Source organism: Enterobacter sp. N5-15 (assembly GCF_057221635.1).
In genome coordinates, this window is the sequence record NZ_CM170150.1 from 3,902,840 (window position 1) to 3,915,490 (window position 12,651).

11 protein-coding genes are annotated in these 12,651 nt (G+C 55.2%); 4 read left to right on the plus strand and 7 right to left on the minus strand.

The genetic code is table 11. The annotated features are described in order from the left end of the window. Window positions 1-7 precede the first annotated feature (7 nt). Window positions 8-538, minus strand: coding sequence for an RNA pyrophosphohydrolase (gene rppH, locus AC2TE5_RS18405; protein WP_013098553.1), 531 nt, complete (start codon window positions 536-538; stop codon window positions 8-10). 683 nt (window positions 539-1,221) lie between these two features. Here rppH and mutH point away from each other — a divergent pair. The 3 genes from mutH (at window position 1,222) to AC2TE5_RS18420 (ending at window position 3,432) form a co-directional block, all read left to right on the plus strand. Then, a complete protein-coding gene (mutH, locus tag AC2TE5_RS18410; protein WP_484612155.1) occupies window positions 1,222-1,914 on the plus strand; it encodes a DNA mismatch repair endonuclease MutH in 693 nt (230 codons plus the stop codon). A gap of 128 nt (window positions 1,915-2,042) precedes the next feature. Next, the gene (locus AC2TE5_RS18415) at window positions 2,043-2,261 is read left to right on the plus strand and encodes a YgdI/YgdR family lipoprotein (protein ID WP_008499668.1); all 219 of its coding nucleotides are present in this window, start codon (window positions 2,043-2,045) and stop codon (window positions 2,259-2,261) included. Between the two features lie 130 nt (window positions 2,262-2,391). After that, window positions 2,392-3,432 carry an NADP(H)-dependent aldo-keto reductase gene (locus AC2TE5_RS18420; RefSeq protein WP_038417288.1) on the plus strand — a complete coding sequence of 347 codons (1,041 nt, stop codon included), beginning with the start codon at window positions 2,392-2,394 and terminating at the stop codon, window positions 3,430-3,432. Window positions 3,433-3,525: 93 nt separating this feature from the next. Here AC2TE5_RS18420 and lplT read toward each other — a convergent pair whose 3' ends face one another. Together lplT and aas are read right to left on the minus strand one after the other, a co-directional pair. Further along, window positions 3,526-4,719 carry a lysophospholipid transporter LplT gene (gene lplT / locus AC2TE5_RS18425; protein ID WP_024909299.1) on the minus strand — a complete coding sequence of 398 codons (1,194 nt, stop codon included), beginning with the start codon at window positions 4,717-4,719 and terminating at the stop codon, window positions 3,526-3,528. Continuing rightward, the gene (aas, locus tag AC2TE5_RS18430) at window positions 4,712-6,871 is read right to left on the minus strand and encodes a bifunctional acyl-ACP--phospholipid O-acyltransferase/long-chain-fatty-acid--ACP ligase (protein WP_484612156.1); all 2,160 of its coding nucleotides are present in this window, start codon (window positions 6,869-6,871) and stop codon (window positions 4,712-4,714) included. Before aas ends, lplT begins: the two co-directional genes overlap by 8 nt. A 624-nt stretch (window positions 6,872-7,495) precedes the next feature. On the opposite strand from aas, the gene galR reads away from it, so the two are divergent. After that, window positions 7,496-8,512, plus strand: coding sequence for an HTH-type transcriptional regulator GalR (gene galR, locus AC2TE5_RS18435; protein ID WP_484612157.1), 1,017 nt, complete (start codon window positions 7,496-7,498; stop codon window positions 8,510-8,512). On the opposite strand, the gene AC2TE5_RS18440 is transcribed toward galR, so the two are convergent. From AC2TE5_RS18440 to AC2TE5_RS18455, 4 genes are all read right to left on the minus strand, one after another. Beyond that, window positions 8,473-8,949, minus strand: coding sequence for a GNAT family N-acetyltransferase (locus AC2TE5_RS18440; RefSeq protein WP_484612158.1), 477 nt, complete (start codon window positions 8,947-8,949; stop codon window positions 8,473-8,475). The two genes, galR and AC2TE5_RS18440, sit on opposite strands and share 40 nt — an antisense overlap. Next, window positions 8,946-9,719, minus strand: coding sequence for a GntR family transcriptional regulator (locus AC2TE5_RS18445; RefSeq protein ID WP_024909303.1), 774 nt, complete (start codon window positions 9,717-9,719; stop codon window positions 8,946-8,948). The genes AC2TE5_RS18440 and AC2TE5_RS18445 overlap by 4 nt, the downstream gene beginning before the upstream one ends. 77 nt (window positions 9,720-9,796) lie before the next feature. Beyond that, complete coding sequence (locus AC2TE5_RS18450; protein ID WP_484613360.1) at window positions 9,797-11,224, minus strand: glycoside hydrolase family 1 protein; 1,428 nt, start codon at window positions 11,222-11,224, stop codon at window positions 9,797-9,799. A 7-nt stretch (window positions 11,225-11,231) separates the two neighbouring features. Further along, window positions 11,232-12,557, minus strand: coding sequence for a PTS sugar transporter subunit IIC (locus AC2TE5_RS18455; RefSeq protein WP_193940401.1), 1,326 nt, complete (start codon window positions 12,555-12,557; stop codon window positions 11,232-11,234). Between the last annotated feature and the right edge of the window lie 94 nt (window positions 12,558-12,651).

Here is a 12,651-nt window from a genome sequence, read left to right on the forward strand (position 1 = left end):
GCGTAGCTTAACCTCTTTTACGTCGCCATGCAGGTGCGCTCTGCGGCTTAGGCGGGATCTCCTGAAGCTGCATTACCACACTTGCAAACTCTTTCATCACCCTACGGTAAACATCGCGTTTAAATGACACGACCTGACGAACAGGATACCAATAGCTCACCCAGCGCCAGCCATCGAACTCCGGCGTACTGCTGGTTTGCATATTGATGTCTGAATCGTTGCCCACCAACTGCAACAGAAACCACTTCTGTTTCTGGCCGATACAAACCGGCTTTGTGTCCCAACGCACCAAACGTTTCGGTAACTTGTAACGCAACCAGTTGCGGGTCGAAGCCAGGATGCGAACATCTTTTCGGCTTAAACCGACCTCTTCAAAAAGCTCCCGGTACATCGCTTGTTCTGGGGACTCTCCTGGATTGATCCCGCCTTGCGGGAACTGCCAGGAGTGCTGACCATATCGCCGGGCCCACATTACCTGGCCCTGACGATTACAAATTACTATTCCTACGTTCGGGCGGTAGCCATCGTCATCAATCACCGGACTACCCCAAACTAAACCTTATATATGAATGATTGTTTCACACTACAGGGAGGCGGTAAACCACTCTCTTACAGGGCTGCAGCCTAATAACATTTGAATAACTCACAAATAAGTGCTGAGTTATAAACAGATGAGAGTCAGTGAAGGGAATTTTATTCACCTTTTCTGTGGATATAGTTGTGAAGAAGTGTCTGATTACCGATGAACAACCTAAAACACCGCCGTGCTCTCTCTTTTACCTGAATTAAATAATGTAATTATTTTCATATAGTTAAATGTATATCCTTCAACACAAAACAGAATAGCGTGACGATCGTCACATCAGGGATCGTGGTGCTGATGAAAGATCGAACAGCGTCGGTTTTATCCACAGATTGTGCCAATAAGTTAGTCACAATTTGTTTGAAAATTCGATTTTCATCGCACGTCAAGGCTGTAAATTGAAACAGTAGTTAGGGTTATGCCCAGTTATCCCATTTTTCTGTGGATAACATGGTGTAAGATCCTGTTCATTGTCAGTGACCAGATTTGAACAACCGGTTTTCTGACTCAGGTGAAACGATTTCAAATCAATAAAAAAATCTATAAATCATAGACATAGAATATTGGTACAGAAATAGTTAAACTCTATCCACAGGGGACAATTTCTTCGTTTATTTTTTAATCAAAAGGTTACCTTCATGCATCCGCTTACACCCTTGCTCTCACCGCCGTCCAGCGAAGGCCGGTTGCTACAGCAGGCACAGCGTCTGGCAGGCTTTTCGCTTGGCGAACTGGCGGCAATGGCAGGGCTTCAGATCCCGAAGGATCTGAAGAGGGATAAAGGCTGGATCGGCATGCTGCTTGAACTTTGGCTGGGCGCCAGCGCAGGGAGCAAACCCGAGCAGGATTTTGCAGCGCTTGGCGTGGAGTTAAAAACCATCCCTGTAGACCGCCAGGGCAAGCCCCTTGAGACCACCTTCGTCTGCGTTGCGCCATTAACCGGCAACACCGGCGTAACGTGGGAAACCAGCCACGTTCGCCACAAGCTGAAGCGCGTGCTGTGGGTACCGGTTGAAGGTGAGCGTCAGATCCCCCTGGCTGAGCGTCGCGTTGGCGCGCCGCTGCTCTGGAGCCCGAACGACGATGAAGAGCATCAGCTGCGGCTGGACTGGGAGGAGCTGATGGACATGATTGTGCTTGGGCAGGTAGAGCGCATCACCGCCCGACATGGAGAAGTATTACAACTGCGCCCGAAAGCGGCCAACAGTAAAGCGCTTACCGAGGCAATCGGCGCGCAGGGCGAGCCGATACTGACGTTGCCGCGCGGTTTTTATCTCAAAAAGAATTTCACCGGCGCACTCCTGGCACGTCATTTCCTGTTAAAAACATAGTTTTTTACTTATTTTGCGAGCTCTCAAACATAATCGACTGCTTTTTAAGATTTTACCGCTTCCTCAAGTCGCCATATCGGGTTAATACTAGATTATGATTTGATACGCGCCAGATGAGGACGATAACGATGAAAAAATGGGCAGTGTTAGTTTCAGCAGTCGGTTTAGCGTTTGCCGTATCGGGCTGTAGCAGCGATTACGTTATGGCGACAAAAGACGGTCGAATGATCCTGACCGACGGCAAACCCGAAGTCGACGATGATACCGGTCTGGTCAGCTACCGCGACCAGGAAGGTAATAAAATGCAGATCAATCGCGACGAAGTCTCGCAAATTATCGAGCGATAAACAGAGAGAGGTCAGTCGCTTGCTGGCCTTTTTAATTTTTTCTTCCCCTTTTGCTTCCCCTCTGCCATGTTTATATTCCTTTGTCGGGCACGCCCTGACGCGGTCTATAAGTCTACTGAGGAAGCCGGCTATGCATTATCACCGTATCCCCCACAGCGCTCTGGAAATAAGCCAACTGGGGTTGGGCACGATGACATTTGGTGAACAAAACAGCGAAGCCGATGCCCATGCACAACTCGATTACGCCGTCAGCCAGGGGATTAACCTGATTGATGTCGCGGAGATGTACCCTGTTCCTCCCCGTCCGGAAACGCAGGGACTTACCGAAACCTACGTCGGTAACTGGCTGGCAAAACACGGCAACCGTGAAAAGCTGGTGATTGCCTCAAAAGTCAGCGGTCCCGCGCGCAACAACGATACCGGGATCCGCCCGAATCAGATCCTCGATCGTAAGAATATCCGCGCCGCACTGGACGCCAGCCTGAAGCGCCTGCAAACCGACTACCTCGACCTGTATCAGGTGCACTGGCCGCAGCGCCCAACCAACTGCTTTGGTAAGCTCGGCTACAGCTGGAATGAGAGCGCCCCCGCCGTAACGCTGCTGGAAACGCTGGAAGCGCTGACCGAGTGCCAGCGCGCGGGAAAAATCCGCTACATTGGCGTCTCTAACGAAACGGCCTTTGGCGTAATGCGCTATCTGCACCTTGCAGATAAACACGATCTGCCGCGTATCGTCACCATCCAGAACCCGTACAGCCTGCTTAACCGTAGCTATGAGGTGGGTCTGGCCGAAGTGACGCAATATGAAGAAGTGGAACTGCTCGCCTATTCCTGTCTCGGCTTTGGCACGCTGACGGGGAAATACCTTAACGGCGCGAAGCCGGCCGGGGCGCGAAATACCCTCTTTAGCCGCTTTACCCGCTACAGCGGAGAGCAAACGCAGAAAGCCGTTGCAGCCTATGTGGATATCGCAAAGCGTCACGGTCTTGACCCTGCGCAGATGGCGCTGGCCTTCGTGCGTCGTCAGCCGTTTGTTGCCAGCACCCTGCTTGGCGCAACCACGATGGAACAGCTGAAAACCAATATTGAGAGTTTCCATCTGAACCTGAGTGAAGAGGTGTTAGCGGAGATTGAAGCGGTGCATCAGGTATACACATACCCGGCACCGTAATAAAAGCAAAACGGCAACGCACGTTGCCGTTTTTAGGGTTTGCTCCCTCTCCCTGTGGGAGAGGGCCGGGGTGAGGGCATCAGGCCGCACTTATCAACGCCGACGCTGCCAGATCCACAAACCCGCAATCGCCAGCGCAAACAGCCCGCCAAACCCGACGCCAATCCCCACCACCGGCACACCGACTTTCACCGCCAGCGAGTAGAGCCCCAGCATTAGCAGCATCGCCAGGTTTTCACCCAGGTTTTGTACGGCGATGGCATTCCCCGCCCCGACGGTCTGTTTGCCACGCTCCTGCAGCAACGCGTTCAGCGGCACCACGAAGAAACCGCCCAGAATACCAATCAGGATGAGGAGGACATACGCAGGCAATAACGCATGTTGCAGCGAGAAAATCAGCACCACGACGCCAATCAGGATCCCTGCGGGCATGCAGCGTGCTACCGTCTCGAGCGTCACCAGCTTCGCCGCCGCGCCTGCCCCCACCACAATGCCGATGGCTACCATCGCATTCAGATAGGTCGGCGTCGCGTTGTCAGTAATCCCCAGCGCCACGGGCACCCACAGCACCAGCAGGAAGCGCAGCGTAACGCCCGCGCCCCAGAACATACTGGTTCCCATCAGGGAGAAACGCGTTTCTCCGTTACGCCAAAGCACGCGACAGGCGGTAAAGAAACTGCCGGTCATCGGTTTAAAGCGCCAGGATTGCCCCGGGCGAGCAACCGGCAGTTTGGGAATAAACAGGTTTGCCACGACCGCGCCGCCATACACCGCCGCGCAAACGCCCAGTGCCGCCAGTACATGCCAGTCGGCCAGTACGCCGCCCGCAACGGATCCGAGCAGGATGGCGGCAATGGTTGACGACTCCATCAGGCCGTTGGCTTTCACCAGCTTATCGCCCGTGGTCAGTTCTCCGAGAATGCCATACTTCGCCGGGGAATAGGCGGCGGCGCCAATGCCCACCAGCGTGTAGCCAATAAACGGGTTGAAGCCAAAGCAAATGCTGGCAGCCCCCAGCAGCTTGAGACCGTTGGCAAACATCATCACCCGGCCTTTGGGGAAGCTGTCTGCCACCTGCCCGACAAACGGAGCAAAGATAATGTAAGCACCCACAAACACCATCTGCAGGATCGGCTGGCTCCAGTCGGGGTAAAATTCGGCCTTCAGCAGCGCCAGAGTGGCAAACAGCAGCGCGTTATCACCAAACGCAGAGAGAAACTGCGCAGCGATAACGGCCATCATGCCTTTCGATCTGAGCGATGTGTTAGTGTGTACTGACTCACGCATTTTGCTGTTCCGCCTCTTCAACCATGCCTTTCAGGGTCACGAAATCGGGCTTCCCGCTACCCAGCACCGGGAGCTGCTTCAGGAAGCGAATATCGCGCGGCACCGCCAGTTCAGGGATACCGTGTTCACGCGCATAGCTCAGTAACCTGTCGCGCTTAAGCTCAGCGTCGGTCGTAAACAGCACCAGCGCCTCACCTTTGCTGGCATCACTCTTCACCACCGTCGCATGCATCTTATCTGCGGACACGGCCATCGCCAGCTGCTCAACCATTTCCAGAGAGACCATTTCACCGGCGATTTTGGCGAAGCGTTTCGCACGTCCCTGAATCTGAACAAAGCCTTGTTCATCAAAACGGACAATATCACCGGTGTCGTACCAGCCGGTTTCAATCTCGCCGTTGACGTTTTCCGCCGTCGGGACCTCCAGCACGCCTGGGTTTTCCACGCGCAGATAACCGTTCATCACGTTTGGCCCTTTCAGCTGCAGACGGCCACCGTCCTCAATGCCCGGCACGGCAAGCAGACGCGCATCCATTCCCGGCAGAATTCGGCCCACCGTACCCGGCTTCGCCGCCATCGGAACGTTAATCGAGACCACGGGAGCACACTCGGTAACGCCATAGCCTTCGAGAATGCGCAGGCCGAACTTGTCCTGCCAGATCTGACGCGTGCTCTCCTGCAGTTTTTCCGCACCGGCCACCACATACCGCACGCGATAGAAGTCATACGGATTGGCGAAACGCGCGTAGTTGCCGAGGAACGTTGAGGTGCCGAACAGGACGGTGCAGTTACGGTCATACACCAGCTCCGGCACAATGCGGTAATGCAGCGGGCTTGGATAGAGGAACACTTCTGCGCCGGTCAGCAGCGGCGTAAACAGCCCCACCGTCAGGCCAAAGGAGTGGAACAGCGGCAGCGCCGACATAAAACGGTCATCCGCGGTAAAGTCGGCGATGCTTTTAATCTGCTCAACGTTCGCCAGAATGCTCTTGTGGCTGTGGACGACGCCTTTTGGGTTGCCCTCCGATCCCGACGTGAAGAGGATAATCGCGTCATCTTCCGGCTGCTGTTTGACCTGGGCCAGACGCGGCATCAGCAGGTGAGCAAAAATCCACAGCTTGTCGCCGGTGGTTACGTCCGCCTTCAGATCCTCCAGGAAGACCCAGCGCACCTGGGTGAGCTGCTCGGGAAGATGCCAGAGCTTGCCTTTGTCCAGGAACTGACGAGAGGTAAAGACGGTATTAATCTGGGCAGCGGTGATGGCGCTGGTCAGCCCTTTCACGCCCGCCGTGTAGTTCATCATTGCCGGGATGCGCCCCCGGGAAACCGCACCAAAAATCACCGCCGCGCTGATGCCCGCGTTAGGCAGCATCAGGCCAATTTTCTCGCCCTTCTTGCTGTACTTTTCAAGAATGCGGCCCACAAACAGGGTCTTGGTCAGCAGTTTGCGATAGGTATCCGGAGTAAAGTTGATGTCTTCGATGCAGTTTTTCTTCGCGCCATAGCGGTGCTGCGCGGAAAGCAGAGACTCGTACAGCGTTTCGCGCGGACGCACGGCCATGCGCGCTTCCATCATAATCTGGTGCAGCATTTCCCCGGCAATTTTACGGCGATCGCGGGCACGCGGCGCGTCCGGCATCGGTAACGACGTTGGCGGCAGAATATGCAGCGTGATTTTTGGGAACAGACGCTGCTTCACCCGCCCCTTAAGGCGGCTGAAATGGCTCAGCTCTGCGCCTTCAATGCGCAGCGGCACCACGGTCGCTTTTGACTTCGCCGCGACAAACCCCGCGCCGTCATAGATTTTCATCAGCGAACCGGTCACTGAAATACGCCCTTCCGGGAAAATGACCACCGGACGACCCTGCTCGACCAGACGCACCAGATGCTTAATCATCATCGGCTTTGTCGGATCGAGCGGCACAAAATCAATCAGCGGCGTGAGCCAGCGCATGTACCACTGCTGGCTGATGGAGGTATAGACCGCAAACACCGGGCGCACGGGCAGAAACAGCGCCAGCAGGATGCCATCTATAAAGGAAACATGATTTGGTGTGATAAGAACGCGTTCGCCGCGAAGCGCCTGGGCATCGCCAGTGACGCGGATGCGAAAGAGAATACGAAATAGTGTACGGAAGAACCCAAATAGCATCTCAACTCCCTTTGCCAGCCAGTGTGGAGGGTTGATAGTAAATGGTGGCAGATTACACGAGAAGTGATACGGGAGCGACAGCAAAAGTGGAGGCGAAAAAAAACCTGCGCATCCGCGCAGGTTGGTGCAAGAGATGAGTACGAAACCGTACTAAGAATTCTCACCAATCAATACCTCTGGGATCTTGATTCTGGCCGTTCACACTGCGCTTCGCCAGCAGGAAAACGCAAGGGAATGAGCCGAAGTGCAACCAGGTGTGAATATTCTCTGTTGCTGTTACAGGTTGAACTGTCAGGCAAAAAAAAACCTGCGTAAAAACGCAGGTTGGTGTAAAGCGTGTTAATCAACCGGAGTTGATTCCACCTATCAATACCTCTGGGATCTCGACTGTATCAACCTCTTTAACGTCCTCGCCATCGGACAATCGCAACAGCCTGAGGCAAAGTGTAACCAAAGGTTCAGATTGACATTTTTCAGACATGACTGCGCGTGTAACGATTACACCGCCAGGGTTGTCCTGCGTCACGTTTGTGGAGAGCGGAAATCCGCTCCCCTTGAATGCGCGCCGCTTTTCCGCAACACTATTTGGTGTGTAAACGCTTACCCCCAATAAGAAGGTAATGAATGGCGACAATAAAGGATGTGGCCCGTCTGGCAGGTGTGTCGGTGGCAACCGTCTCCCGCGTGATTAACAACTCACCGAAAGCCAGTGACGCATCACGCCAGGCGGTACAAAACGCCATGGAATCCCTGAACTATCATCCCAATGCCAATGCCCGCGCGCTCGCCCAGCAGTCCACAGAAACCATTGGGCTGGTGGTGGGCGATGTCTCCGATCCCTTTTTCGGCGCCATGGTGAAAGCCGTTGAGCAGGTTTCTTATCAGACAGGCAATTTTTTGCTGATCGGCAATGGCTATCATAATGAACAAAAAGAACGCCAGGCCATCGAGCAGCTGATCCGCCACCGCTGCGCGGCGCTGGTGGTTCACGCCAAAATGATCCCGGATGCCGAACTGATTCATCTGATGAAGCAGATCCCCGGGATGGTCATCATCAACCGCATAATTCCCGGATTTGAAAAACGCTGCGTGGCGCTCGACGACCGCTACGGCGCATGGCTTGCGACCCGTCATCTGATTCAACAGGGTCACACCCGGATTGGCTATCTCTGTTCTAATCACCCTATTTCTGATGCGGAAGACCGCCTGCAGGGCTACTACGATGCCCTGCGCGAAAACAGACTGCCGTGTAACGATCGCCTGGTGGCCTACGGTGAACCGGATGAAAGCGGCGGTGAACAGGCCATGACCGAGCTGCTGGGTCGCGGACGGAATTTCACGGCGGTTGCCAGCTATAACGACTCGATGGCCGCAGGGGCAATGGGGGTGTTGAATGACAACGGGATTGAGGTACCGGCAGAAATTTCGCTGATAGGCTTCGATGACGTGCTGGTCTCTCGCTACGTGCGCCCGCGTCTGACCACCGTGCGCTACCCGATTATCACCATGGCAACGCAGGCCGCCGAGCTGGCGTTAGCGCTGGCTGAACAGCGCCAGCCGCCGGATATTACGCATCTGTTTAGCCCGACGCTGGTTCGTCGTCACTCCGTTGCGTCGCCTGCGGAAGCGCAGAGCGAATAACGGTAGAGGTGAACCCGCGTGTTGGGGTATTCCAGCCCATCACCGATATACTGCCAGCCGTAACGTTCGTAAAAGTCGCGGCAGGCAGACCACAGATGCAGCTCGGTGTACCCGGCCTGCGCGGCATACGCAATAACATGCTCCTGAAGCTTCCCCGCGAGTCCTTTTCCTCGCGCCGCCTCATCCACGTACAGCGCCGCCAGCCAGGGATAAAGATCCTGACGCGTGATGAGATCGCAGCGCCATAATCCGACGGTGCCCAGAAGACGTTCATCCTCAACGGCAATAAACGTCATCGGCAGCGCGCCGGGCGTCTGGCTGTGATCGATAACGCTCTGGAAAAATTCACGCGGCAGGCCGTCACCGAAGGCCTGCCAGATCCAGTCGATCACCTGCTCCGCAAACTGCGGCGCGGCGTACAGCGGGAGGATCTTCATATCAGTTTCCCCTGAAAAAGAGGAACTGACTCAAACAGATAACCGTCGAAATCCGGCGCATCTTCATCAGACAGCTCCAGCAAACTTTTTTTCACATTTTCCAGATGCTGGAACATCGCCTGCCAGGCCCCCATCACGTCGCGACGGCGCAGGGCAGCAAGAATGGTTTGCCGGTCGCCCAGCCATTTCAGGCGATACGCACGACTGGCAATATGGACGTTAAACTGCTGCCACAGCGGGCTGCTGTCCATGTGGTGCCAGATACTTTCCACTGTTGCCAGCAGCATCTGATTTTGCGTTGCGCCCGCCAGCACCAGGTGGAACATCTTGTTGTTGTCCTGGCTGTTGTCGTCCGCGGCAATGGCGCGCTGCTCCTGCTCGATGATGCGGCGCAGATTATCGATATCCGCCCGCGTCGCCATTTTGGCGGCAAAAGCTGCGATGTTGCTTTCGAGCAGCTGGCGAGCCTGCAAAATCTCAAACGGGCCCACGTCGCTGTTGAGGAAACGCTCTTCCTCATTTTCATGTTCGTCGGGGATGCGCATGACGTAAACACCCGAGCCCTGACGGATATCCACCGTGCCCTGCAGCTCCAGCATCAGCAGCGCCTCGCGCACGATAGTGCGGCTTACGCCATAGGTCTCGGCAATGTTGCGCTCCGGCGGCAGGCGCGACCCAACGGGATAATGCCCCTGGATAATTTGCGCCCGTAAATCCTCGCCAATTTCCTGGTACTGTTTTTTTTCCGGCAGGATGACAGCCTTATCCACGTTTTCACCTGTTTTTTCAGTTAATGCGCAGGCCGGGCGTCCTCCCGGCCAGTTTGTACGCTATTTTATCAGAACGCTTACTTCCATTCATCGTCAACGCTGAGCGTCAGGACGCGCTCATCGCGCAGCTGACGGAACCAGGATGCCGATTTTTTGGCGCGCCGGGCGCGGTTATCCTCAAGATCAATCTCAATCAGACCATAGCGATTTTTGAAGGCGTTCATCGGCGAGACGTTGTCGGTAAAGGCCCACAGCATATAGCCGTGGCAGTTCGCCCCCTCCTCGCGCGCCAGCAGCGTGTAATAGAGATGTTCGCTGATAAAGTCGATGCGGTAGACATCATCAATAATGCCGTCACGGTTGCGGAACTGCGCTTCGTTTTCAACGCCCATTCCGCTTTCCGCCACGAACCAGTCGATATTGCGGTACTCCTTTTTAATCCGCATCGCCATGTCGTAGATAATGCGCGGATAAATCTCCCAGCCGCGGGATCTGTTCATCCGTCGCCCCGGGAGTTCAAACGGCTCGTAGTAGTACGCCGGGTGGAACGGGGTCTCCGGATGCCAGGCGCGGGAAGGCGCTTTCACCCTGTGCGGGTAGTAGAGGTTGATCCCTAATTCGTCGACGGTGTTGTCGGCAATCAGCGCCAGTTCGTCATCCGTATAGGCCCACGGCACCTGGTGCTGCTCCAGCAGGGTAAAGAGCGCCTGCGGATAGCGCCCGTGCACCAGCGGGTCGAGAAAGACACGGTTGTAGAAGAGATCGTACATCTCCGCCGCCCGCACGTCGTGCGGCGCACGCGAGCGCGGATAGGTCACTTCCGGGTTGAGAATACAGCCTACGGAACCGTCATACCCTTTCTCCCGAAACAGCTTCACAACCTTCGCCGTCGCCAGCACCTTGTGGTGATTCCACTGCATCCAGGTGCCGGTGTTCTGCTCGTACGGCCAGCGCAACGCATCCAGATAAACGCGGGTCTGCACCACAATCGGCTCATTGAAGGTAAACCAGCGGGTGACGCTGCCGTGAAAGCGTTCAAACACCTTTTCCGCGTAGCGGACAAACAGTTCAACCACATGCTTCGACGCCCAGCCGCCGTATTTCTCAAGCAGCACGCCAGGTAGCTCGTAATGCTCCAGGCAGATCATCGGTTCAATACCCTGGCGGTGCATTTCATCGAACAGGGCGGCGTAATACGCAGCGTACTCCTCATCTATCGTCACGTTTTCATAGTCGGTCAAAAACCGTGACCAGTTTATCGAGGTCCGGTAGTGCGTCAGCCCCGCCTGCTTCATCAGGGCTACATCTTCGCGGAAGCGGTTGATAAAATCGGTCGCCACCGCCGGTCCATAGCCGTTATGCCAGACGTGACGATCGTTTTTGTACCAGAGATCGATCCACGAATCCTGGCCCGGTTTTTTGCCGCTCCAGCCTTCGGTTTGCCAGGCTGACGCCGCTGCGCCGAGAATAAAATCCTGCGGCAGGGTTATCTTTTTTATGCTCATCATCACCTCAGGCGTTATCGGTAGCTTGCTGCAGCGCGGCCTGATCTGCACGGCGTGAGGCAATTTTCACAAACGGCAGGTAGATAATGACGGCAGTGACAATGCAAATAAGCTGGGTTATCACCGCCCCCATTGAGCCTGCGGTGGAAAGCCAGGCGTTAATCAGCGGCGGTGTGGTCCACGGCACCATCACGACGGCTTTGCCGGCAAAACCGGTTACCGTCGCAAAGTAACCGATGGAGCCGGTAACCAGCGGCGTAATGATGAACGGAATGGCAAGGATCGGGTTGAGCATGATTGGCATACCGAAGATCACCGGTTCGTTAATGTTGAAAATGCCGGGGCCAATAGAGAGCTTGGCGATCTCCTTCATCTCTTTACGTTTGGTGGCGATCATCACCGCGATCAGCAGGCCGATGGTCAGCCCTGACCCCCCGATGCTCATATACACGTCCCAGAACGGCATGGTGATGATGTTCGGCACCTCTTTGCCCTGCTCAAAGGCGCTCATGTTAACGGTGATCGCCCCCAGCAGCAGCGGCTCGCGGATAGGCTTGATCATCTGGTTGCCATGAATACCAATCACCCAGAACAGCTGGGCGACAAACATCAGCAGCAGAATGCCAGGCAGGCTTTGCACCACGCGCTCCAGCGGCTGCTGCACCACCTGGTAGACCGCGTCGTAGAGATACATGCCGGTAAGCTGGTGGAAAACGAAGCCAAACGTGGCAATCGCCGTGGTGGTGATAATCGCCGGGATCAGGGCCGAGAACGATGCCGCCACGTTAGGCGGTACGGTATCCGGCATCTTAATCTTCAGCCCCTTGCGGTTTTCCAGCCAGCAGTAGACCTCGACGGAGAGAATGGCGATAAACATGCCGAGGAACAGGCTGCGGGTGTCGGAGAACTGGCGCATCAGCACGTCTTTCACCACGTGCATTTCGCCGTCCACCAGCATTTCCACCGTGGTCGGCGTCACGCAGATGAAGCAGATCACCGCCAGCAGGCCGGGGAACAGGGATTTGATCCCGTTAATCCGCCCCAGCTCCACGCCAATCAAAAACACCGCGCCGATGTTGAGGAAGTTAAGCGTGGCGTAGTTTAGCGCGCTGGTGATCGGCTTTAGCGCGGCGAGAAACGACAGCGACTGGAAGCTCGCCAGGCCATTTTTCGGATCCAGGACCATGTTGGAGATCAGCACGGAGAATGCCCCAACGATGATGACCGGCATTAAGGTAATAAAGGCAGACTTGATCGCCATGATGTAGCGATAGCTGTTGAATTTGGTGGCAAAACTGCCCAGAGCGTCGATCAGTTTTTCCTGTAATGCCATAGGGTAATACCTCAGTAAAAGGGCTTTTATTGAATAAGGTGTACAGCCGGATACTATTGGCATACCAAAAATAGCTTTATGAGGCTTTCCATTC